The following is a 23937-nucleotide window of genomic DNA, read 5'->3' as shown; positions in this document are numbered from 1 at the left end:
TAATGGCGGTTCGGAGCGACGAGCCCGCAGGTTTTCTGGATCCCGGCCTTCGCCGGGATGACAAGTCGCCAAACATCCCGTGTCTCGCACTTCGAACATAAAAAAACAGGGCTTTTGCCCTGTTTTTTTATGTCTGCGAATTAACCACGGAATGTTCAGTGAATCGTGTGCTCGGCCAGATCCACCTCTTCTTCCTCAAACGGCTCCGGCTCCATCTCGTTGATGTCCTGTACCGCTTCGATCCCCGCCTCCAGCATGGCACGGGCCACCGCCACCTTGTGCTCGCGCAGGAAATGCTGGCTCTCGTCCGAGAAATGAATACGCACCAGCGGTTCTCCCTTGTGACCAGCGCGTCGCAACGCTACATCACCATTGGACAACTCGATGATTTCGTAAGTCTCGGTAGACATTCACTTCTCCACTAACCGCGTAATTTGGAGCCAGTGTACCACACCCTACCACTCCTGACTGTGGGCCCTCTGGCGCTGGATCAGCTCGAAAAGGGACTGGTACCACTGCTGCACCCGCTCACGGGTGAGAGGCTGGTCAGGGGCCTCGGCCGCGCTATCCAGTTGGCGTACCGGGATGATGGACTGGACGGTGGCAGCAGGTTTGGAGGGCGCCGCCTGCGCAGCAGAACCGGTAGAGCCAGAGCTTACTGAACCAGAGGCGCTCAGTACCCACAATTTACGCCAGGCTGCGAAGAGCCCCGCAAACCAGCTATCGGGGTTTTCTGCGAGACTGACCAGCTCATTGGCTTCACCACTGAATTTGCCACGCTGGGACACCAGGGACGCCAGCGCCTGCGCTGTTTCCGGCTCAGCACCGGCCGCAAAACCCAACTGCATCTGATGCCCCTGCTCCGCCAGAAACGCACGGTAACCACGCCACAACTGCAGCACCGCCGCTTCCAGCAGGGAGGACTCCAGCAACGGCGTATTGCCCGCTTCCGCGCTGGATTGCAGCAGCAGCTGGGCCTTACGCAGCGCCGAAGCGACGGTACCGGTATAGGGATTACTCAAACTGCATACCTCTGGGATTCTGGATCCCGGCCTTCGCCGGGATGACGGATAGGTCTGGATCCCGTTACCGGATCAAGTCCGGCACAGGCTCTTCGCCGGGATGACGGGTCGGCAGGTCTCCGACCAATTACTTGGCCGGGGATTTTTTTGGAGCAGCCTTTTTCTTGGCTGGCGCCTTCTTGGCAGCCGCTTTTTTGGCCGGGGCCTTTTTCGCGGCAGCTTTTTTCTTCGCCGGAGCCTTTTTAGCCGGCGCTTCTACCTGCCACTTGCCATCGCGATAGAACGCCTTCCAACCGGTCGCCTTGCCCTCTTCCTCACTCTGGACATACTGCTCCTGAGTTTTACGGCTGAAGCGCACAACCGTATCACGGCCCTCGTTGTCCTCGGTGGGAGCAGAGAACAGGAAGCTGTACTTGGGATCGATTTCGTCCTTGTGCGGCAGCAGCTCCTTGATCAGGGGTGCGCGGGTTTCGCGATTTTTCGGGAACTGACTGGCAGCCAAAAACAGACCGGAGGCGCCGTCGCGGAGAATATAGGTATCATCCACTTTCTCGCAGGCCAGCTCCGGCATGGGTACCGGATCCATTTTGGGCGGTGCCGGCTGGCCACTCTTCAGCAGCTTGCGGGTGTTCTTGCAGGTTTCGCTGGTACAACCAAAGTACTTGCCGAAACGGCCGGACTTTAACTGCATATCCGCGCCACACTTGTCGCACTCGATGACCGGGCCATCGTAGCCCTTGATCTTGAAGGTGCCCTTCTCTACCTCGAAGCCACTACAGTCCGGGTTATTACCGCAGATATGCAACTTGCGCTGCTCATCCACCAGGTAGTTATCCATGGCGGTGCCGCATTTCGGGCAGCGGCGCTTGTCTCGCAGCTGGCGAGTTTCCGCATCTTCGTCTTTTTCCGCATCTACCGCTTCTTCACCGGACACCAGATTCATGGTGTTGGTGCAGCGCTCCTTGGGCGGCAGTGCATAACCGGAACAGCCGAGGAACACACCGGTGGAGCCGGTGCGGATCTGCATATGCCTGCCGCAGGTACCGCACTCGATATCCGTATCCGTCGGCGCATTGCGACGCATACCGCCTTCTTTATCCTGTGCCACCTCGAGACGCTTGCTGAAGTCGGAATAGAATTCGTTCAACAGGTCTTTCCAGCCCTTTTTACCTTCCGCCACGGTATCCAGAGATTCCTCGAGGCTCGCGGTAAAACCGTAATCCATCAGGTCGGTGAAGCTTTCGCTCAGGCGGTCGGTAACGATATCGCCCATTTTTTCCGCGTAAAAACGGCGGTTCTCCAGGCGCACGTAGCCGCGATCCTGAATGGTGGAGATGATCGATGCATAGGTGGAAGGACGGCCGATACCGCGTTTTTCCAGCTCTTTTACCAGTGCCGCTTCACTGAAGCGCGCCGGTGGCTTGGTGAAATGCTGTTTCGGATCCAGCTGTTTCAGGTTCAGTTTTTCACCGACCTTGATGTCCGGCAACACCAGATCTTCGTCTTTCTTGCTCTGCACCGGCGCGACTTTCAGGAAGCCGTCAAAGCGGATTACGCGGCCGCGGGTACGCAGTTCGAAGTCACCGGCGGTAACCACAACAGACGTAGAAGTGAACTGGGCCGGCGTCATCTGACAGGCCACAAACTGCTGCCAGATCAGGGTGTACAGACGCTCGGCATCGCGCTCCATACCGGACAGCATATTCGGTTTTACCCGCACATCGGAAGGTCGAATCGCTTCGTGCGCTTCCTGAGCGCCCTCTTTGCTGCTGTAGCGGTTGGGATTCTCCGGCAGGTATTTATCACCGTAATTCTCACCAATAAATTCGCGCACAGAAGATACGGCTTCGGCGCTCAGATTGGTGGAATCGGTACGCATATAGGTGATGTAACCCGCTTCATACAAGCGCTGGGCCATCATCATGGTTTTTTTCACGCTGAAGCTGAGGCGATTGCTCGCGGCCTGCTGCAACGTGGAGGTAATATAAGGTGCGCTGGGCTTGGAGCTGGTGGGCTTGTCGTCCCGGGCGCTCACGGTGAAGTCGCTGGACTGCAGCGCCTTCAGCGCCGCCATGGCCTGTTCTTCGTTGGTGGGCTTGAAGGCCTCACCGGCCTGCTTTTTCACTTCCAGGCGCAGGGCGTCTGACTTGGCCGTTTGCGTATCGGCAAACAGGGTCCAGTATTCTTCCGGAATAAACGCGCGGATTTCCCGCTCGCGCTCTACTACCAGCTTTACCGCAACAGATTGCACGCGGCCGGCGGAAAGACCGCGGGCAACTTTCTCCCACAACAACGGGGAAACCATGTAGCCCACGATGCGGTCGAGGAAACGGCGCGCCTGCTGCGCGTTGACCCGGTCGATATCCAGGGGGCCCGGATCCTGGAACGCCTCCTGAATGGCGGATTTGGTAATTTCGTTAAACACCACACGGCGGTAGCGCTGCTCATCGCCACCAATGGCTTCCCGCAAGTGCCAGGCAATCGCCTCTCCCTCGCGGTCCAAGTCCGTCGCGAGGTAAACGTGGTCGGCGTTGGCGGCCAGCTTGCGCAGCTCGTCCACCACCTTTTCTTTACCTGGCAGAATCTCGTAGTGCGCTTCCCAGTTGTGATCCGGGTCGATACCCATGCGCTTGATTAGCTGCTCACGGCTTTTCTTGCGCTTGTAGACCTCTTTGTCTTCGGGCGACAGCTTGCGGGTTTCTGCGGCCCGGCGCGCACGCTCTTTGGGATCCACGGCCTGTTTCGCCGATGCACCGGTAGGAAGATCTCGGATATGACCAATACTGGACTTCACCACGAAATCCTTTCCGAGATACTTGTTGATCGTTTTCGCCTTCGCCGGTGACTCGACGATGACCAGTGATTTACCCATAAGCTTTTGATTTTTAATAGAAAATTTACTACTCACACACACCGCACCCGATTCGGTTTCGGCAATGCGCTGCGCGAATATATATGCTCCGCCCCCAGTGTGGTCAAGCAAATCGGCGAAATCAGAGTCAAATTGGTTACCAATTCCTGCCTGTTACCAGCGCCTGTGACCGGAGATTCCAGGGATCGTTCAATCGGTTAAAACAGTAGCCCAGATCTGCCACGGGGCCAGTTTTACCACGTGTGACACACGCCCTTTCAGGCCTTTCCGGCCTCACCGCGGGAAGGCTCGCGTATTGCTTCTTCTATTACTGGCCGCTGTGCCGCCAGTGCTTCCTGAATCTTTGCAAACCCGCTCTCACCACTGCGCTCGCGCCACTGCACGCCGAGGCCACTGTCATTCGCAAATATGGCGGTGGCATCGCTTGGCAATGCGTCGATCAGTTCTTTCAGCGCTGATTGTGCCGCCTCAACAGCCGCGCGCCCCTTGCGCCAGTCCCACTGGCCGCTGAAATGCATCTCGTGTGACATACGCTGTAATTCCACCCCCCACCCGGTATGTAACCGGCGCGGGTTACGCCACTGCGAGAAGTAAGTCGCTGCAGTGCCCTGCCCCAGCGCCTCGGGCAGGGGTTGCATCTGCACTTTCAGGCCCGCACTGGCAGCCTTCTGACGCAAATCCGCAAGCATGCGATCGCGACTGCTGGGCTTCAGCCACATTACCGGGCCGATCACCAGGACAACGGCAAATATGACGACAACAATAGGCACCCAACTGGCCATGATGGTTTTCCTGTCAGAATCGAGAGCGAACAATTTACGCGATATCGCATCACCCCAAACGGGCGCGACACCAATTTTAGGCGCGCATTTTTCTCCGCAACGGGGCGGTTGTGTCAAGCCTGTTTTTTTAAAGTAGACTGAATGAAGCCATCGACGGCCGGATATTTTTCATCCGATTGCCGCTGGTTCATGCATGACTTATACGAAATTCCAACTAAGCGAAATACCAACGGAGATTGAGGAGAGCCCATGTCAGGCTATAAGAACATTCTGGTTGGACTGGATCTATCGGTAGAATCTTCCCAGGTACTGGCGCGCGCAAGTGAAATCGCGGCCTGCTCGGGTGCGCAGATGAGTCTTGCGCATATCATCGAACCGCTGACCTTTGCTTACGGCGGGGATATTCCAATGGACTTGTCCGAAGTGCAGGAGCAGCTTCAAAACCAGGCCAAGGAACAACTGCGCAAAGCGTCGCAGGGCCTGAATATTCCGGCAGATCGTCAATACGTAGTGCTTGGGCAACCGGCAACGGAAATCCACCGCCTTGCGGAAGAAAGTGGCTGCGACCTGATTGTGATTGGCAGCCACGGACGTCACGGCCTGGCCCTCCTGCTCGGGTCTACCGCCAACGGCGTGTTGCACGGTGCCGGCTGCGATGTATTGGCAGTCCGGGTTCACCCACCGAGTGAATAATCGAGCGGACAGGCTCCAGGGCGGGTACTGACGTACCCGCCCCAGAAAGGTGGACCATTAAAGGGTTACATGCTATCCAGCTCTGCCCATCGCTCAAATGCCGCTTCCAGCGCCGTCTGCAATTCCGTCATTACCTGTAGTCGCGCCTGCACCATTCCACTGTCTTGCTGGTAGAAATCCGGAGCGCCGATCTCCACTTCCATCGCGGCAATCTCGTTTTCCAGTTTTTCGATTTGCGCCGGTAACGCATCCAGCTCCCGCTGTAGCTTGTAACTGAGCTTTTTCGCCTTTGCGGCCGGTTTGCTGTCTGCCGCGGGGGGCGCAGCCTTGGGTACCCGATCTTGCTCCGCAGATTGCTTGCGCGCCTTCAACTGCTCTTCTGCACTGAGAAATTTGCCACCCTGGCGGACAAAATCTTCGTAGCCACCGACATATTCCCGAACCATGCCCTCGCCCTCAAAAGCAAGGCAGCTCTCTACTACATTGTCGAGAAATGCCCGGTCGTGGCTCACCAGCAACACGGTACCGGGGAAATCCAGCAGCAACTGCTCCAAAAGCTCCAGGGTTTCCACATCCAGGTCATTGGTAGGTTCATCGAGCACCAGAATATTGGCGGGCTGACTGAACAGCTTGGCCAATAGCGCACGGTTGCGCTCTCCACCACTCAGTGCGCCCACTTTGGTGCGCGCCTTGACGCCGGTAAACAGAAAATCGGCGAGGTAGCCCATAACATGCTTGCTGCTACCACCAACCTGAATGTTCTCGCGGCCCTCGGCGATATTGTCGACCACACTGAGATCCGGATTCAGCACATCACGGCGCTGATCAAAATAGGCGACCTGCTGTTTGGTACCGAGACGAATACTGCCCTGCTGAGGCTCCAAATCCCCCAGCAGCAATTTGATCAGGGTACTTTTACCGACACCATTGGGGCCAATCAGACCCACCTTGTCACCACGCATCAGGGTGAAATTCAGGTTGCGAATCAGTGGCGCCTCTCGGCCCTGTTCCGCGGCACTCTCGCTTCCACTCTCGCCTCCACTCTCGCCTCCACTCTCGCCTCCAAAAGCGAAGGTGACGTTTTTCATTTCCGCCACCAGCTTGCCGGACTTTTCCCCGGAATCGAGCGACATCTTCGCTACACCCTGGCGATCCCGGCGCGCCTTGCGCTCGTTACGCAGGGCTTTCAGTGCCCGTACGCGACCTTCATTGCGGGTGCGCCGGGCCTTGATTCCCTGGCGGATCCAGGTCTCTTCCTGGGCCAGCTTTTTGTCGAACAAAGCGTCGTTGCGGGCCTCTTCTTCCAGCTGCTTTTCTTTTTCCTGCTGGTAGCGGTCAAACGGACAGTTGAATACCCGCAAAATACCCCGGTCCAGATCCCACACGGTATTGGCCAGGCGCTGAGCCAGCGCGCGGTCGTGGCTCACAAACAGCAGCGCTCCGCGGTAACTGGACAGAAAGTCTTCGAGCCACTCAACCGCGGCGATATCCAGGTGGTTGGTGGGCTCGTCAAGGATCAGCAGGTCCGGCTCTGTCACCAGTGCCCGCGCCAGTGCGGCACGGCGCTGCCAGCCACCGGAAAGGTCCTTCACCTGCGCACTCTCATCCAGATCCAGGCGGTCCAGCACGCTGTCAATTTTCGCCAACAGCTCCCAGCCGTGGGCGTTTTCGATTTTCGCCTGCAGATCGGGATTCAGATTGTCCCGGTACTCGGCAAGCCAGACGCCGACATCACCCAGGCCTTCCGCCACGTATCGGTACACGGACTGATCGCAGTCCTCCGGCAGCGCCTGCTCCAGGGTGGCAAGCACCAAGCCGGTCTGGCGGACGATTTCCCCTTCATCGGGGTCACCCTTGCCGCCAATCAGGCTCAGCAGGCTGGATTTGCCCTCACCATTGCGTCCAACCAGACATATCCGGTCTCCACGATCCACCTTGGCGCTCACACCATCCGCCAGAACCTGCACGCCATAGCGCAATCCGACGCCATCCAACTGAAGCAACATAATTAACCACTACAATGTGTCTGAGACGTTCACACAAATCAGAAGCGGGAAAGTCAGGATGACCCGTCCTCGCTCAAGTTTGTGTCATCGTCCGTGTAAAAAGGCCATTTTACGCATTATTCTTCATCCCATCGAATAAGCGATTTCGCAATCGGGTTTTCAGTATGTCGATTGGCAGCAAGGGATTCGCCACTCTCTTTACCAGCCTCATGTTCACGGCCGCCGCGCTATTGGCCGGCACGACCACAGCTCTGGCAGCAGATACCGCCGAGGCCAAGGCCGCAGTTGCACAGCGGGAAAAACTGCAGCAAGCGCGCCTTGCCATTGCCAACAACGACCAGCGCCGGTTGAGTGCACTTAAAAAAGAGCTGAAAGACTATCCACTGCTGCCCTATATCGAGTACTGGGAGCTCAGCAAGCGCCTTTCCCGTCTGCCTTACGATGACATAGACGCCTTTCTGGATAAGTATGAGGGCAGTGCCATCGGTGACTGGATGCGTATTCGCGTGCTCCGCGAGCTGGGTGGACGCGACCGCTTCAAGGCCTACCTGAAATACTATGATCCGGAGAAAATCCGCCGCACCCAGCTGCGCTGTTATTACGTCGACGCCCTTTCCCGTTATGGCGACAAGCAGCAAGCCCACGATCTGATCGCAGAATTGTGGACCGTGGGCGCATCCCAGCCCAAAGAGTGCGACCCAGCCTTCGCACGCTGGATGAAGGATGGCGGGCTGACCCAGGAGCGCGCCTGGAAGCGCCACGCGCTGGCCGTACGGGCGGGCAACCTGGATCTTGCCGCCTTTATCGCCCGCCAGCTGGACAAAACCCGGGCCACCCGCGCCGAGTTGATGCGCGCGGTGTACCGCAAGCCAGAGCAGATTCTCAACTACGACAAGTACATCCGTGAAGAACCGGAGTACCGCGATATCGTTGACATCGGGTTGCGCCGCCTGGCGATCAAGGATGCCCCCAAGGCCAGCCAGGCGTGGGAGCGCTACAGTGCCAGCTACCTGTACAGCGATGAAGAGCGCGATGACTATCTGCAGTACCTGGCGCTGCGTTTCGCGCGCCAGGACGATAGACAGGGCCTGCAGGACCTGATTAAAAATAACCCCGGCTTTTACGACTTGCGCACCTCGGAGTGGCTGATCCGCCAGTCCCTGCGCGAGATGGACTGGGCGCAGATTGAGTTCTGGATCGATCAGCTGCCTGCGGAAGATCAAAAGCTGGATCGCTGGCTCTACTGGAAAGCCCGGGCCATCGATGCTCAACTCACCGCGACTGGCAAAAAGGACCCTGCCCGCCAGGCGCTGGCGAAAAAGCTCTACCAACAGGCCGCTGCCGAGCGCAGTTACTACGGCTTCCTCGCCTCGGACACCATTGGCGCCGACTACAGTTTTGTGGACCGCCCCGCCCCCATTACACCGAAACTCGTCAATGAAGTCGCGGCGAGACCCGGTATGCAACGCGCCCGTGAGTTGCAGGCCATCGGCGAGTTCTACCACGCGCGCCGGGAGTGGGACTACGCCACTGATCCAATGACCACCGAAGAGCTGATGACCGCCGGCAAGATCGCCAGTGCCTGGGGCTGGTATCACAAGTCCATCCAGTCGATTCTCGCTGCGGACTATCTGGACGACCTGGAGTTGCGCTTCCCGCTGGCTTTTTCCGACATCGTCAGCGATGTGGCCAAACGCATGGGCAAATCAACAGCACTCAACGACTATCTGGTGCTCGCGGTTGCGCGCCAGGAGAGCCATTTCAGCCACGATGCGAAGTCCCACGCTGGCGCCATGGGACTGATGCAATTGTTGCCATCGACGGCGCAGGCAACAGCTCGCAAGGCAGGCGTTCCCTACCGGCGCAGCTGGGACCTCCTGAATCCCAGCACCAACATCAACCTCGGCGCTTATTACCTGAATTCACTCCTGAATCGCTTTGACAACAATCGCTTCCTCGCGGCCGCCGCCTACAACGCCGGGCCAACTCGCGTATCGCGCTGGCTGAAAGACACGAATAAGCAACTGCCATTTGATGTGTGGATCGAGACAATCCCCTACAGCGAAACACGGAAATATGTACAGAACGTGCTTTCCTACTCGGTGATTTACGCGTATCGCAGTGGCAACAAGGCGCCACTGCTCAATAAAAACGAGGCGGAAACCAAGTGGTGAAGTGACGGAAGCGGCTTAAAAAAGAAGTGAGAATCAAGTGAGAAGCGAATAAATCAGGCTGGCCTCGCGGCCAGCCAGGTGTCCAGTTCTTCGGCCGTGAACGGCCAGCAAAGCACGTCGTCGGTCGCCCCCAGCCCAACCACCGGGATACTCCAGCCAAACAGTCGGCTCAGTGTTTCATCGTCCGCAATATCCACTGGGCTCAACCGCAGCTGGTATTTGTCGAGCATTGGCCAGATTTCCACCTTGGCTTTTTCGCACAGGCTGCAACCCAGGGTGGTGTAGAGAATCAGGTCCCGTTTCGCCACCGTTTACACCAACCCCTGCGCCTGCGCCCAGAGAAAACCGGCAATGCCAGCGCAGGACACCAAAACGCCCAGCCAAATCCATCCACTGTTACTGCCGGCGGCAGCAGAGTCACCACTGTACCGCGCCGCGTCGGAAGTCAAGCCCTCCCCCTCTCTGACGACGCCACGCTGGTCACCCTGGCGCCCACGATGTATCGCCTGATCCAGTGCCGCGCTCTGGCGGGCTACTTCCGGCATGGCGACCGCCTGGCGCACAGTGGTTTTATCCAGGTCATCCGCCGGACCCACGACACTGAAACTGAGGCTGTCGAAACGGAGCTCATCGCCACGACGCACGCGGGACTCGGTGATTCGCTGATTGTTCAGAAAGGTGCCATTTGCGGACCCAAGATCCACCACAAACAACAACCCTTCACGCACTTCAAGACGCGCATGGCGCCGGGAGAGATGCGACATGGCAAAGGTGAGATCGCATTCGTCCGAGCGCCCAACCACGCTGGTTTCCCGCACCGGGAACACGCGCCCCACAATGGCGGGATGGTTTGCGCGCAGCGCCCAAGACACATTGGCTGCATTGCCGGCAGTTTTCATGCGGGTAATTTTCGGGTCGACCACCGCAAGATTGCTGCTGCCCAGCTGAATCCGGTCGTTACGGCGCAGTGCGCAGCTGCCCTCGACCTGTTTGCCATTGATTGCAATCTGGCCACCGCCAGACAGGTTGCGCAGCGCCAGCTCCTCGCCATCCACCAGAATCTCGGCATGCAGCTTTGCCACAGACGGGTCGGCCAGTGTCAGGTCGCACTGACTACCCCGCCCGATGGTGACCTTGGGTGCCACCAGCCACACGCTTTGGCTGGCATCTTTCACGTCACACAATTTCAACATGGTTTGGGCTTCCTTGAAGGCGCCAAAAGGCGTACAATTTTTAACCAATCATATTGATCGACATGGGCGCCTCTCGTCGTACCGGAGGCCGTTACATCGGTAGCGCCAAGTGTCGATGCACCGAATCTCCGCCAGCCGTCGGCCCTTGGCGGAGAATTTTCACGTTCAGAGTGTCTGAAAACATCGCTGGCAGTTTATCACGGCCAATTTCATTGGCCTGTGATTCCGTTTGCAGCTTACAATGCCCTCAGGCTCTAGTATGGAAGCGCCATTTACCTCGAGAAAAGTCCCAAGCCCACGGAATTCGGGCGTGGGGATAGAGGCAAACAGTATGTTTGGCGCTTTCGACAATAACGACAGGTAACAGGTAGTTGCATACCAGTGAGTGAAGCCAACCTACGGGAACACCCAAGTGGTGTGAGCCAACCCGCCGTCCGCGCAACGACGCGCAGTGCGGGAGCCACCCACACCGGATACCGCCGTGAACAGAACGAGGATGCGTTCTGGGGTGACGAGACCCGCGGAGTCTGGGTCGTGGCCGATGGCCTCGGTGGCCACCAGGCCGGAGAGATTGCCAGCCAGACCGTTGTCGAAGAAATTCAACGCTCCTCCGCCACCGACCGCCATTACGAACAAGCCCTTCGCCGCGCTCACGCCCTGCTCGCCGGCGATGAAAGCAGCAGTGCCGCCATGGGCACCACGGCGGTCGTAGTGGCAGAAGATGGCCCCTATTTTCATATTTACTGGGTTGGTGACAGCCGCGCCTATCTGTGGACACCCCCGGAAAAGACTGCCGCCGATTCCGAATCCCCCGACACTGCATTCCCGCACGGTACGCTGAAACAGCTCACCGTGGACCACTCCTACGTTCAAATGCTGGTGGACTCCGGGGCCATTAATCAGGAAGAAGCGGCAAACCACCCGAACCGACATGTCATCACTCGCTGCATTGGCGGCTCGGCCAATCCCAGCCTGGAAATCGACCGCGCGTCATTTTCCTGGGGTAACGGCCAGAAATTGCTGCTGTGCAGCGATGGTTTGAGCAATGACGTTAGCACCTCAGAGATCTGCCAGGTACTGACGGAAAATGCGAACAACCAGCGCGCCAGTGAATTGCTGATCGCTGCTGCACTGGACGCTGGCGGCCGCGATAACATTACCGTGCAGGTAATCAGCGCCCCCCCAAATGAAGCCTCGGGCAAGCCCGGTGAAAATGCGTACAGCGTTGACAAAAATGGTCAGCCCGCGTCAAAAAACCGGAACTCCCGCACATCCGAGCAGCCACCTGTGTCCCGCAAATTTCGTTCCGCACGGGGCAAACTGATCCGAAGAATCGCTACACTTGCGATAATTTTTTCGGCAAGTGTTTACGCGGCCTGGCAGCTGCTGAACGGATAAAAAGGAACGGGCTCGAATGGAAGTAGTCAGCAGCGGCGTCGCTTCGCTGGAAATTCCCGGCTACCAGATCCTGAAGAAAATCAATCAGGGTGGCATGTCTACCGTGTACCTGGCCACCCAGCGCAGTATGGGGCGTCAAGTGGCCCTCAAGGTGATGTCGCCGGTGCTCAATGCGGATCCGATTTTCAGCGAGCGGTTTCAGCGCGAAGCCAATATCGTCGGCCAGCTCTCCCACCCCAACATCGTCGCCATTCACGATATCGGCCGTTACCGCAGCCTCAACTACATCGCCATGGACTACCTTCCCGGTGGATCTGTGGCAGATGCACTCACCAAAGGCGCTATCGAGCCTCTGGAAGCGCTGCATATTACCCGCCAGATTGCCATGGCGCTGGATCACGCCAGTAACAAAGGCTATGTCCACCGGGATCTGAAACCGGAAAATATCCTGTTCCGCGAAGACGGCTCGGCGGTGCTCACCGATTTTGGTGTAGCGCGAGCAGTGGCGCGCACCACGCGCATGACCAACACCGGTATGGTTGTGGGCACACCGCACTATATGAGCCCTGAGCAAGCGCGCGGTGCTGCAGTGGATGGGCGCGCGGATCTCTACAGCCTCGGCGTGGTGTTTTACGAGATGTTGACCAGCGCGGTGCCCTACCAGGCAGAAGAGGCGGTGGCCATCGCAATCAAGCATCTGACCGACCCCATCCCGCGCCTGCCGGCACGTCACTCACTGTATCAGGGACTCATCGACCGGTTCCTGGCCAAAGACCCTGAACAACGTTTTCAGCGTGGCCTGGATGTTGTCGACACGATCGATCAGCTGCTGGCCGCCCTGGATGGTAAAACACCGGCGCCAAACACCAAGCTGAATAACACCTCCGTCCGAGTGTCCAGCCTGCTGCGCGCATTGGTCATGACGCTGTACGGCACCCTGTCCGATCGTATTTCCGCGGCCTGGGCGCGCTTGCGCGACAAGCCCTTGCACCAGCAGAATCCGCGCTCGGAACAGCAAACCATCATGCGCCTTCAGCAGGTTATGCAACAAACGGCGCCGGTGAAAAAACGCTCCTGGCTGTACGCTGGGATGCTGGGAGTGAGCTTTACCCTTGCGTGGGTGCTGTTCAGCCTGTTCAGCAATAAGTTCCAGTGGCAGACAGAGTCCGGACTGGTAAACAACGCGATGGACATGACATCGCAAATCCTGCTGCCAACAACCAGCGACACTCCGGCCGTCCCGGATAGCACTGCGAATACCCTACCCGGCCCGGTCCAGGTTGAAAGTGCAACCGGGCCAGTATCGATGGCCAATCAGGTACGCCCTATTCTCAGAGAGGCCAGCACCTCCGAGGCTGAAGCAAAACCAGTAGATGACGTTGCACAAACGGATAGTGACAGCGCAACGGATAAAGTTGCGAGCGACGCTGGCGCGAGTAAGGAGAGCGCCACCGTACCGGCAGTCACAGGCGGAGAAAATCCGGCAGCGCCAGAAGAAACCGTACCCAGCTTCGCACTGATGGTTTCCGCCAAACCGGAAGACGCACGTATCCGCATTATGAATATTGTGCCGCGATATTCCCCGGGCATCGCCCTGGAACCGGGCCGCTACGATATAGAAGTCAGCAAGCCCGGCTACAGCACGGTGCGACGCTGGATTGAAATCAGCACCGCCGACGTTAACCTGGCGGTGCAACTTGAACGCAAGTTTTTCCCCGGCAGGTCATTCCAGTCTCCCTTGAAAGATGGCGGCACAGGGCCGGAAATGGTGGTCGTGTCCCCGGGCACATTCACCATGGGAAACAACGCGCGCCCGTTCACCAGCCCGGAGCATAAAATTACCATCCGCCGCCCCTATGCGATTGGCGCCCACGAGATCACATTCAACGATTACGATCGCTACGCCAAAGCGAGCGGCCAGGGCCTGCCAGGGGATCAGGGCTGGGGGCGCGGCACACGACCGGTTATCAATGTCAGCTGGCAGGAAGCGAAAGACTACGCGAAATGGTTGAGTGCTCAGAGCGGCCAGAAATATCGCCTGGCGAGTGAAGCGGAATGGGAGTATGCGGCGCGAGCCAGCAGCCAAACCCCTTTCTGGTGGGGTGATGGTAGTGCCCGAGGCAAAGCAAACTGCCGCCGAGGTTGTGCCAGTGAATTCAACTCACTGTTTTCCATTTCCAGCGCGCCGGTGGGCAACTACAAAGCGAACAGTTTCGGGCTCTACGATACCGCGGGGAATGCGGGGGAATGGGTGCAGGACTGCTTCCTCGGTGATTTCACCAACCACCGCAGCGATGCTCGCCCGGTACAGCTGAAAAATTGCGACCTGCGGGTAGTACGCGGCGGCTCCATGCGTGAACCGCTGCGCAATATCAGCTCCGATTACCGTACCGGCCTCAATGAGCAGGCCCGCTCCAAAGAAGTTGGTTTCCGGCTGGTAATGGAGCTATAGCCAGGCTGGATGATCTCAGCGCGCACGAACTTCCCAAACATTGTGAATCTTCGGGTTGCGCTGAAAATCTTTATCCAGCAGCGTTGCCGACAAGTTTTCCACGGCAAACTCACTTTGTAATTCCCCGTCGAATTTGAAGCTGCGCAGGTTGTTCGAAAACAGCAACACTCCGGCCTTACTCAAGAGCGCCATACACTGTCGAATCAACTCCGGGTGGTCCCGTTGGATATCCAAAACCCCCTGCATTTTCGCCGAATTTGAGAAGGTTGGCGGGTCGAGGAAAATGACATCGTAGTGCCCTCGCCGATTATCCTGTGCCGCCTTCAACCACTGCAGGCAGTCTGCCTCGACCAATTGGTGGCGATAAGGGTCCATGCTATTCTCACGGAAATTACGCTGCCCCCACGCCTGGTAGGTTTTTGACAGGTCGACACTGGTGCTTTCGCTGCAACCACCCATTGCCGCCTGCACCGTGGCTGTCGCCGTGTAGCAAAACAGATTCAGTAGCCGCTTGCCTTTTGCAAGTTTGCGCAAGTATTGCCGTACCGGGCGGTGATCCAGAAACAAACCGGTATCCAGATAATCCCACAGATTGATTTCCAGCTTCGCCCCATACTCTTCGGCCCAGAAAGTACGCGGCAAGTCTCCGGACGTCTGATCGCTGCGTTTCTGGCTGCCGAACTTCTGACCAGACTGTTTTTGATACTGGCTACCACTGTCTTTATGACTGTGGCGGCGGCGCTCTTTGATAGAGATATTGCGCGGTGCCAGCTCCAGCACGTGCCGGGTAGCGCGCACCAGATCCATCAGGCGACCACGCGCTTTCTGCTCGGGAATATTTGCCGGGGCGCGGTACTCCTGAACATGCGCGAAGCGCTCGCCCTCGAGGGAGTGATAAATATCAATGGCCGCGGAATACTCGGGCAAATCCGCATCGTACAGGCGATAACAGGAAATGCCGCTTCGCTGGGCCCACTTGCCGGTCGTGCGCAGATTTTTCTGCAAGCGGTTGGCCACCATCTGGGCCTCTTCCGACAGGCGTGGCGCGCTGCTGTCACCGCCCTTTTCTGCGGACTGGCCGTGAATTTCAAATAGAAGAAGTTGGCTGGGAATCGCGCCATTAAACAGCTTGTACTGTTTATGTGAACGCAGCCCGGTGGAATGGCACAGCTCCGGATTACCGGTAAAGATGCCTGCCTTCCATCCGGAAAATTCCTGTTTCAATTGCTGGCCGAGCTCTGCGTAAGTTTCACGCAGGGCTTCCTGTTCACCCAGGCGCTCACCATAGGGCGGATTGACGATCACCAGGCCGGGCTGCACTTCGCGATGGCTGGGCACCTTGAAGGCGGCAACAGGACGGCAGCTCACTCGTACATGTTTATCCAAACCTGCGCGGGCAATATTGGATTCAGCCGCGAACAACACCTTGGCATCCGCATCGTAACCGCGAATTTCCGGCAGGGGGTTTGCCAGCCCTTCGGCGCGGCGCTGCAGTGCCTCTTCTCGTAGAGTCAGCCAGATATCACTCTGATGATTGAGCCAACGCTCGAAACCAAACTCTTCCCGTAAAAGACCCGGCGCCACATCCGCAGCCATCAGGGCCGCTTCCACCAGGAAAGTACCGGAACCGCACATGGGGTCCAGCAGTGCCCCGCCCTCCTCGGCAATCTTCGGCCAGCCCGCACGCATCAGCAGTGCAGCGGCGAGGTTTTCTTTCAGCGGTGCCGCACCGATATGGGTGCGGTAACCGCGGCGATGCAAACTGTCGCCACTGAGATCGATCGCGATCTCCAGCACATCGCGATGTAAGCGCAGCATGACTGAAAGGTCCGGGTCCCGTTTGTCCACGTCCGGGCGCGCACCGGTGACCTTGCGCAGGCGGTCGACGATCGCATCTTTGGCTTTTTGCCCACCAAACTGACTGTTGCGAATCTCACGGTTGGTACCGGAAAACTGCACCCAGAGCACACCTGTCGGGCTGATATGTTCCTCCCAGGGCACATCTGCCACTGCACGGTACAACGCCTCGGCATCCTCGATACGGGACTGCCCCAGATTCAGTAGTACCCGGTTGGCAATGCGGCTCCACAAATTGACCCGGTAGGCCATCATCAGGTCACCGGTAAAGCGAACCGCCGCAGGCTGCTCCCGCTCGACCTCTGCGCCCAGCTGGCGCAGCTCCTCGGCGAGCACATTTTCCAGGCCTTTCGGGCAGGTGGCGGTAAATTGGAACTTCTCAGTCAAGGGTTCAACCTCACAGGGCGGCAACGATCACGGGATCGCCGCCGCGTGGCATTTTGGCAAATACTGGCCGGCCATTTTGGCCAACCGATACTCTGGTGGCGCAAGCATACCGCAAACCGGGATTCTGTTCTGCCCGGTCCGCGCCGGGCTGCAACAACTTTTCAGCGCCTAGACGGATTACGCCTAAACACCCGGTTTTCAGAAAAAACCGTTCATTCCCGGTGGCGCGTGAATTTGGTTAACTGCAACTCTTCTCACCGGCCGAGCTCCACAATAAGCTGGAAAACGCGCAGGGGGAAAATTGGGTGAAGCCGGTGCAGCAGTTTTGTCGCCCGGCACAAAAACCAGAAAGAGGTATCACATCTATGAAACGTCAAAAACGTAATCCCAACGATAGAGCTTTCCACAAAGGTTACGTTGCTGCCGTACAGGGCAGAAATCACGACAGCTGCCCCCACGAGAACGGATCTTTGCACCAGGAGTGGGTGAACGGCTGGCGACAGGGGCGAGAGGATATCTGGAGTGGCTTCGGGCGCGCGGCCCAGGCCCAGCGCATGGAGAGTATGTAACAGCCGAAACATGAAGACAGGACTGTTCCGCAGCCATCTTCTACACTGAAAATTGAACGGTTTTACTCAATGTAACGCATACGTTTGTCACGTGCTTGTTTCGTTATTGAGTAAGAAAATCCCGAGCCGATCCCATACGTATTGGCCCGGGATTTTTTTTGGTTTCCAGTCGACCCTAAAGCCAGGTGCGGGCTACTCGCCCCGCTCCATCACCCGCGCTTTGTGCAACTCGGCAATGCCTGCCGCTGCTTCGCGAATGACCTCCGGCCCGCGGTAGATAAACCCCGAGTAAATCTGCACCGCCGTAGCACCGGCGCGGATTTTTTCCGCGGCGGACTCACCGTCAAAAATTCCCCCCACGCCAATAATCGGAATACTGCCGTCGAGTGCCGCCGACAATTTACGAATGACCTCTGTCGATCGCTCGGTCAGCGGCCGACCACTCAAACCGCCCTGCTCACTGCCATATTCCAGACTCTCAACCGAGGATTTGTCGATGGTGGTATTGGTGGCGATGACACCATCGATCTCGTGATCCCGGAGCGTTTTCGCCACCTGGGCAATGGCGTCATCGTCCATATCCGGCGCAATTTTGACTGCCAGTGGCACGTAACGATCGTGTTCAGTGGCCAACTGTGCCTGCTTCTCTTTGAGCGCATTCAACAGCTGACTGAGACTATCGCCAAACTGCAGATCTCTCAGTCCCTTGGTGTTCGGGGAAGAAACATTCGCTGTAATGTAGTCCGCGTGGGCGTACACTTTTTCCATGCAGATACAGTAATCATCCGCGGCCTTTTCCACCGGGGTATCAAAATTTTTGCCTACATTGATGCCCAGAACGCCAGAATAGCGACGGCGTTTTACCCGCTCCAGCAGATAATCAACACCTTCATTGTTAAAGCCCATGCGATTGATGATCGCCTCCGCTTCAGGCAGGCGGAACAGACGCGGATGCGGGTTGCCGGGCTGCGGGCGCGGGGTGACGGTGCCCACCTCAACAAACCCGAACCCCAGGGCACCGAGTCCATTGAATGCCTGGGCATTTTTGTCCAGTCCTGCCGCAAGCCCAACCGGGTTGGGTAGGGTCAAGCCCATCAACTCTACCGGATCGTCGGGGACCGGCTTGCTGAACAGCGACATCAGCCCCAGACGCTCTGCCGCACCGATGGCATCCATCGACAGGTGGTGCGAGCGCTCGGGATCAAGAGCAAACAGGGCTTTGCGTAAGTGCTGGTACATGGGCTTCCTGGCAAATGTTTACAGAATTTTGAACGGCGTAGATACGATAAAGCCCCACCCGGATGGTATCCGGGTGGGGCGCGGGTATTGTACGAAAAAGCGGGCCGAACGAAAAACCGGGCCCGCCAGACCGCTCGGGCTGATACCTAGTCCGCCAGCAGGGATTCCTGGTCGGCGGTGGCATTGGCGAGATACATCAACTCCCGCAGGGCAACAGTAAACATGGCAAAGTCTCCCTGAATAGAGGACTTCAGCTCCTTCATCAGGCTTTCCCAGCGCTGTATCGGCTGCGCCATAACGGAGACCCAGTGATCCACTGCGCTGTCCACGTCGAGACCGTCGTCCCCTGCCAGTCGCAAAATATGCGTGGCGAGGCGAGCGAGCTGGCTGTCCAGGTCGTCCATGCTGGTTTCGCGGGCCTGGGACTGCCAGAACGTTTCCGACGGCAAGTCGATGATCTGATTCCCGAACCAGTACAGTCCCAGCCTGTCGGCCAGTGCAAAGTAAGTCTTGGCGACCTCTTCTACTGGACGATCGCTACGTGCCGCGGTGTGGGATATGCCGAGTGCCGAGAACAGGTAGGTCGGCGATGCCGCCAACAGCGCGAGATCTTCCGGCACGTTCGCAGCCATCAACTGCTCGTGGCGGGACTGCCACTCACGCAGGGGCTCACCGCTCAGTACTTCGGGCAACGCCCGGATCACGCGCCGCACCGGTTCCTGATACAGCGCATTCTCCTTCGCCGGATCCAGTTCGCCACGACGATTGCGCACGAACCAGCGCGTGGCCCGGCGTACTCGACCAATCATGGAGCTCATCAGCTGCAACTGCATTTCGGCGGGCACCTGATAATCCAGCAGGGCCACACCGTCCTGGAATTGCGGCATCAGATACACATCCCGCGCGCTGATATAGGCAGCGGCAATGGTGTCGATATCCGCACCGGTAGCGCCACTGATGCGATGAAAGAAAGTGATCCCCATGCTGTTGACCATTTCATTGGCCACCTGGGTGGACACAATTTCCCGTCGCAGCTGGTGGTCGTAGACCAGGCCTTTATATCGTGCCACCAAGGCGGGCGGGAACGCGGACTCCACGGCCGCCTGCACATAGTCGTCGTCGATGATGTGCGCACCCAGCAGCTCTTCTTTCAGTTTCACCTTGACGTATGAAATCAGGACCGAGAGCTCTGGTCGTGTCAGGTACTGGCCTTTGCTCTGGCGCTCGTTCAGAGTCTCATTGTCCGGGATGAATTCCAGCTGGCGACGCAGGCGCCCTTCGCTTTCCAGAGCGTTGATCACGCGGCGGAACTCGTCAAAGCGATCGCCCACCTGGTAGGCGGCCACACTGAGCGCGCTGGTCTGGTCGTAGTTGTTGGTGAGAACCAGCTCGGCAACGGATTCGGTCATTTCCTCCAGCAGCTGATTGCGCTGCTTCTCGGTCAAATCCCCATTGGCAACCACCTTGTCCAGCAGGATCTTGATGTTCACCTCGTGGTCAGAGCAGTCCACGCCGCCGGCGTTGTCGATGAAGTCGGTATTGCAGCGCCCGCCTTTCAACGAGAACTCGATACGACCGCGCTGGGTCATACCGAGATTGCCACCCTCACCGAATACCTTGCAGCGCAGATCACTGCCGTTAACCCGGAGGTTATCGTTGGACTTGTCACCCACCTGAGCATGGCTTTCCGCGCTGCCTTTCACATAGGTACCGATGCCGCCATTCCAGATCAGATCCACCGGCGATTTCAGCATCGCACTGATCAGTTCGTTTGGCGTCAGCTGGTCTGCTTCAATGCCAAACGCCTGCTTCATTTCCGGGCTGATTTTCACCGACTTGGCACGGCGCTCGAATATCCCGCCACCTTTGGAGATCAGGCTCAGGTTGTAATCCGCCCAGCTGGAGCGCGGCAGCTCAAACAGTCGCTTGCGCTCGTGGTAGCTGCTGGAGGCGTCCGGGTTTGGGTCGACAAAAATATGCAAATGGTTGAAGGCACCTTGCAGGCAGATGTGCTCAGACAACAGCATACCGTTACCGAACACATCGCCGCCCATATCGCCAATGCCGATCACCGAGAAGTTCTCGGTCTGCACATTGATACCCATCTCGCGGAAATGACGCTGCACTGAGACCCAGGCACCGCGCGCGGTAATACCCATTTTCTTGTGGTCATAGCCATTACTGCCGCCGGACGCAAACGCATCTCCCAGCCAGAAATCGTATTCCGCGGCGATACCATTGGCGATATCCGAGAAGGTCGCTGTGCCCTTGTCCGCGGCTACAACCAGATAGGGATCGTCTTCGTCGCGACGGATCACCCGTTCCGGTGGAATCACTTCGCCATCTTTCAGGTTGTCGGTGACATCAAGCAAGGCGCGGATAAAGGTCTTGTAGCACTGAATTCCGGATTCGATAAAGGCTTCCCGGCTGTTGTCCGCCGGCGGCTTGCGCACGACAAAACCACCCTTGGCGCCACTGGGAACGATCACCGCATTTTTCACGTTCTGCGCTTTTACCAGACCCAGTACTTCGGTACGGAAGTCTTCCAGACGGTCGGACCAGCGCAGGCCACCGCGCGCCACCTTGCCACCACGCAGGTGCACGCCTTCCACCTGGGGCGAATAGACGAAAATCTCGAACAGAGGACGCGGCTCGGGGATATTCGGGATATCCCGCGGGCTGAATTTGATGGAGATGTAGTCCTTTGGCTGATCGTTCTCATCCAGCTGGAAAAAGTTGGTGCGCAAGGTTGCACGAATCAGGTCCAGATAGCGACGGATCACCTGGTCCTCATTCAGGTTGTCGACGGCGTCGAGACCGTCGTGAATCTTGCTGATCAGGCGCTCTACCCGCGCCTTGTCCTGGCGGTCGGCAGAGTTGATGCGCGGGTCAAACATAGCGCGGAACAAAGCCACCAGATTGCGGGTAATCTCCACATGGTTCGCCAGGGTCGCCGCAATATAAGACTGGCTGGCGCTGAACTTGGTCTGCTTCAGGTAGCGGGCATAGGCGCGCAGCATGGTGACTTCACGCCAGTTCAGGCGCGCAGCCAGTACCAGGCGATTAAAGGAATCGCTTTCCGCAACCCCGTCCCAGATCGCCGCGAAAGCATCCTGAAACAGGGAGCGGGACGCCTGGGCGTCAATCCGGGTGGGCAGACCGAACTCCAGGTGGAATTCGTGCATCCACACGTCCTGCTTGCCGCGCGGGCGAATGGTGTACGGGTATTCCCCCATCACGCGCAGCCCCAGGTTTTCCAATACCGGAATCACATCGGACAGAGTCAGACCAGCGCCAACATTAAACACTTTGAAGCGAAGGCTGCCGGGCTCAGCCCCTACCGGCTGGTAGAAGCTCATGGCCACGCGGTTGTCGTCACTCAGCTCCTGAATCGAGGTAACGTCCTGCACCGCGATACGCGGCTCAAAATCTTCGCGGTAACCGGCGGGAAATGCCTGGCCGTAACTGCCAATCAGGCGACTGCCCTCTTCTTCCCCGTGGGTTTCAATCAGGGATCTATGGAATACGTCTTCCCAGCTGCGGGTAATATCCACGATTTGCGCCTCCAGTCGCGCTACATCAAATTCCACGGGTTCATTGGGGTCAACCCGGAATACCAGGTGTACCCGGGCGAGGATCGATTCTGAAAAATAGGTAGTGAAGTCGGAATCCAGGGCGTGTATCGCGCGGGCGATACGGTCGCTGATTTTCTCCCGCACCTCACTGTTGAACTGGTCCCGCGGTACGTACACCATGGCCGACACAAACTTGCCAAATGGATCCTTGCGCATAAACAGCCGCAAGCGTGCTCGCTCGTTCATGGCCAGTACGCCATGGGTGGTGTCGAAAAGTTCACGGGTGCTGCTCTGGAAGAGCTCGTCCCGGGGGAAGGTATCCAGAATACGCTTCAGTGCCTTGCCATCATGACTGGTGGGCGAAAGGCCGCTCTGCTCGATGACCGAAGCCAGTTTGCGGCGTATGATCGGGATTTTGGACGGGCTTTCGGTGTACACCGGCGAGGTGTAGAGGCCCATAAACGCCGACTCACCAATTACCTCGCCCTTGTCGTCGTAGCGCTTGATGCTGACGTAATCCGAATAGGCCGCCCGGTGCACCCGGGACTTCACCGAGGATTTGGCGAAGGTGAGGAAGTTGGGGCCCTGGTAGAAACGCTGCTTGCCCTCATTAAACGCATACTCGGGGGTCGGCTGTGCACTCTCCTCCAGCTTTTTGAAGATCCCCAGGCGGCGATTTTCCACCTCGTGCAGGACTTTCTTGTCGCCCTGCTGGGAGAATTCGTATTCGCGATAACCGAGGAATGTGAAGTTGCCGTCACGCATCCACTGCAGGAAGGCGCTGGCCTCTTCCAGGTTGGTATCGTTATCGGCAATACCCGCCTGCAGCTGATCCTCCATGGCTGCGCAGGTGTCGAGCATGGGAACGTAGTCGTCCACCACCAGTTCGACATCTCCGAGCACGTCTTTCAGTGCCCGCGCCATATCCGAGGCGTGAGAAGCGGAAGTGTCTAAATTGATTTCCAGGTAGATCAGCGCTTCGCTGGTAATGCGCGGGTCGTCCTGGCGGCTGTCACTCTGTCGATGTGTGGCAGATATCAAGTGCTGAAGACGCCCGCTGTCGTCACGCTGCAGCTGCATCACAGTACTTTTAATGGAATGGATTACCGTATTGCGACGGTTGATCTCCATACGCACGGAATCAACCAGGAAAGGCATATCCCGTTGCAGTACACAAACCACGGTATGGGAGCACTCCCAGCCGTGCTCTTCCAGGCGAGGGTTGTACACCCGCACTTTGGGCTCAGCGGCGCTGCGCTGCTGAATGAAGTCCCAACAGGTGTAAATACACCCGTAGACATCCACCAATCGCCTGCCCGCCAAATCCTCCAGCGGGTATTGGTTCAAAAATTGCTCAGCAAAGGCCACCACCGGCCCCGCCTTGTCCCCCAGCTTATCGCGAATGACACTGCTGACCTGCTCCAGCAGCTCTTCCCGGCTATCGGTAATGACCGTCGCCATATTCACGTACATCCTCCCATTCCGGTGCGATCGCCATCACACCCGGCTGATTTGTCTGAGCGGCACCTCCGGGTGCCTGGCTCTGCCCGCCTGATCACACCTGTCGCGCACTTCACCCTTACAAGCGCCAATTCACTGCCACGCGCTTACAAGGTAGAACAAAACGACAGAATAATTGTCTACTCTTCCGCCTTTGATTGCGGGTAATCCCTGCGGCATTTGCCTCTCAGCCAACTGCCGCTAAAATCGACCTGCCC

At 57.8% G+C, this 23937-nt stretch carries 15 protein-coding genes; 5 read left to right on the top strand and 10 right to left on the bottom strand.

The window, feature by feature from the left end:
* Positions 1-155: 155 nt before the first annotated feature.
* The 4 genes from ACYX4K_RS05385 to ACYX4K_RS05370 form a co-directional block, all read right to left on the bottom strand.
* On the bottom strand, positions 156-410 hold the full coding sequence (locus tag ACYX4K_RS05385) for a hypothetical protein (RefSeq protein WP_475093143.1): 255 nt from the start codon (positions 408-410) through the stop codon (positions 156-158).
* Positions 411-455: 45 nt separating this feature from the next.
* Positions 456-1022 carry a hypothetical protein gene (locus tag ACYX4K_RS05380; protein ID WP_475093144.1) on the bottom strand — a complete coding sequence of 189 codons (567 nt, stop codon included), beginning with the start codon at positions 1020-1022 and terminating at the stop codon, positions 456-458.
* Between the two features lie 127 nt (positions 1023-1149).
* Positions 1150-3894 (bottom strand): type I DNA topoisomerase, encoded by a 2745-nt coding sequence (topA, locus tag ACYX4K_RS05375; protein WP_475093145.1) that lies wholly within the window; start codon positions 3892-3894, stop codon positions 1150-1152.
* Between the two features lie 257 nt (positions 3895-4151).
* Complete coding sequence (locus tag ACYX4K_RS05370; RefSeq protein WP_475093146.1) at positions 4152-4676, bottom strand: hypothetical protein; 525 nt, start codon at positions 4674-4676, stop codon at positions 4152-4154.
* Between the two features lie 249 nt (positions 4677-4925).
* Between ACYX4K_RS05370 and ACYX4K_RS05365 the strand changes: the two genes are divergently transcribed.
* Entirely contained in the window at positions 4926-5369 is a 444-nt protein-coding gene (locus tag ACYX4K_RS05365; protein WP_475093147.1) for a universal stress protein, read from the top strand.
* A gap of 65 nt (positions 5370-5434) precedes the next feature.
* Here the strand turns inward: ACYX4K_RS05365 and abc-f are convergent, their stop codons facing one another.
* A complete protein-coding gene (gene abc-f, locus ACYX4K_RS05360) occupies positions 5435-7375 on the bottom strand; it encodes a ribosomal protection-like ABC-F family protein (protein WP_475093148.1) in 1941 nt (646 codons plus the stop codon).
* Positions 7376-7539: 164 nt separating this feature from the next.
* On the opposite strand from abc-f, the gene ACYX4K_RS05355 reads away from it, so the two are divergent.
* Positions 7540-9549 (top strand): transglycosylase SLT domain-containing protein, encoded by a 2010-nt coding sequence (locus tag ACYX4K_RS05355; protein ID WP_475093149.1) that lies wholly within the window; start codon positions 7540-7542, stop codon positions 9547-9549.
* Between the two features lie 53 nt (positions 9550-9602).
* Here the strand turns inward: ACYX4K_RS05355 and ACYX4K_RS05350 are convergent, their stop codons facing one another.
* Positions 9603-9857, bottom strand: coding sequence for a glutaredoxin family protein (locus tag ACYX4K_RS05350; protein ID WP_475093150.1), 255 nt, complete (start codon positions 9855-9857; stop codon positions 9603-9605).
* Positions 9858-9860: 3 nt separating this feature from the next.
* Positions 9861-10742: an FHA domain-containing protein gene (locus ACYX4K_RS05345; RefSeq protein ID WP_475093151.1), complete on the bottom strand. Its 882-nt coding sequence runs from the start codon at positions 10740-10742 to the stop codon at positions 9861-9863.
* 417 nt (positions 10743-11159) lie between these two features.
* On the opposite strand from ACYX4K_RS05345, the gene ACYX4K_RS05340 reads away from it, so the two are divergent.
* Together ACYX4K_RS05340 and ACYX4K_RS05335 are read left to right on the top strand one after the other, a co-directional pair.
* Complete coding sequence (locus ACYX4K_RS05340) at positions 11160-12140, top strand: PP2C family protein-serine/threonine phosphatase (RefSeq protein WP_475093152.1); 981 nt, start codon at positions 11160-11162, stop codon at positions 12138-12140.
* A gap of 16 nt (positions 12141-12156) precedes the next feature.
* Positions 12157-14592 (top strand): bifunctional serine/threonine-protein kinase/formylglycine-generating enzyme family protein, encoded by a 2436-nt coding sequence (locus ACYX4K_RS05335; RefSeq protein ID WP_475093153.1) that lies wholly within the window; start codon positions 12157-12159, stop codon positions 14590-14592.
* 15 nt (positions 14593-14607) lie between these two features.
* On the opposite strand, the gene rlmKL is transcribed toward ACYX4K_RS05335, so the two are convergent.
* Positions 14608-16836: a bifunctional 23S rRNA (guanine(2069)-N(7))-methyltransferase RlmK/23S rRNA (guanine(2445)-N(2))-methyltransferase RlmL gene (gene rlmKL / locus ACYX4K_RS05330; protein ID WP_475093154.1), complete on the bottom strand. Its 2229-nt coding sequence runs from the start codon at positions 16834-16836 to the stop codon at positions 14608-14610.
* A gap of 365 nt (positions 16837-17201) precedes the next feature.
* On the opposite strand from rlmKL, the gene rmf reads away from it, so the two are divergent.
* The gene (gene rmf / locus ACYX4K_RS05325; RefSeq protein ID WP_081847914.1) at positions 17202-17405 is read left to right on the top strand and encodes a ribosome modulation factor; all 204 of its coding nucleotides are present in this window, start codon (positions 17202-17204) and stop codon (positions 17403-17405) included.
* Positions 17406-17597: 192 nt separating this feature from the next.
* Here rmf and ACYX4K_RS05320 read toward each other — a convergent pair whose 3' ends face one another.
* Together ACYX4K_RS05320 and ACYX4K_RS05315 are read right to left on the bottom strand one after the other, a co-directional pair.
* Positions 17598-18644, bottom strand: a complete 1047-nt coding sequence (locus tag ACYX4K_RS05320; protein ID WP_475093155.1) for a quinone-dependent dihydroorotate dehydrogenase — start codon at positions 18642-18644, stop codon at positions 17598-17600.
* Between the two features lie 146 nt (positions 18645-18790).
* Positions 18791-23692, bottom strand: a complete 4902-nt coding sequence (locus ACYX4K_RS05315; protein WP_475093156.1) for an NAD-glutamate dehydrogenase — start codon at positions 23690-23692, stop codon at positions 18791-18793.
* Positions 23693-23937 lie beyond the last annotated feature (245 nt).

It is taken from the genome of Microbulbifer sp. ABF4_107 (genome assembly GCF_056312215.1).
This window is presented reverse-complemented; position numbering and strand designations above follow the sequence as displayed.

Coding starts and splice junctions, on each gene's coding strand:
- ACYX4K_RS05320 (WP_475093155.1), bottom strand. CDS start 18,644: ATGTACCAGCACTTACGCAAAGCCCTGTTTGCTCTTGATCCCGAGCGC.
- ACYX4K_RS05345 (WP_475093151.1), bottom strand. CDS start 10,742: ATGTTGAAATTGTGTGACGTGAAAGATGCCAGCCAAAGCGTGTGGCTG.
- ACYX4K_RS05365 (WP_475093147.1), top strand. CDS start 4,926: ATGTCAGGCTATAAGAACATTCTGGTTGGACTGGATCTATCGGTAGAA.
- ACYX4K_RS05335 (WP_475093153.1), top strand. CDS start 12,157: ATGGAAGTAGTCAGCAGCGGCGTCGCTTCGCTGGAAATTCCCGGCTAC.
- rmf (WP_081847914.1), top strand. CDS start 17,202: ATGAAACGTCAAAAACGTAATCCCAACGATAGAGCTTTCCACAAAGGT.
- ACYX4K_RS05370 (WP_475093146.1), bottom strand. CDS start 4,676: ATGGCCAGTTGGGTGCCTATTGTTGTCGTCATATTTGCCGTTGTCCTG.
- ACYX4K_RS05385 (WP_475093143.1), bottom strand. CDS start 410: ATGTCTACCGAGACTTACGAAATCATCGAGTTGTCCAATGGTGATGTA.
- ACYX4K_RS05355 (WP_475093149.1), top strand. CDS start 7,540: ATGTCGATTGGCAGCAAGGGATTCGCCACTCTCTTTACCAGCCTCATG.
- abc-f (WP_475093148.1), bottom strand. CDS start 7,375: ATGTTGCTTCAGTTGGATGGCGTCGGATTGCGCTATGGCGTGCAGGTT.
- ACYX4K_RS05315 (WP_475093156.1), bottom strand. CDS start 23,692: ATGTACGTGAATATGGCGACGGTCATTACCGATAGCCGGGAAGAGCTG.
- topA (WP_475093145.1), bottom strand. CDS start 3,894: ATGGGTAAATCACTGGTCATCGTCGAGTCACCGGCGAAGGCGAAAACG.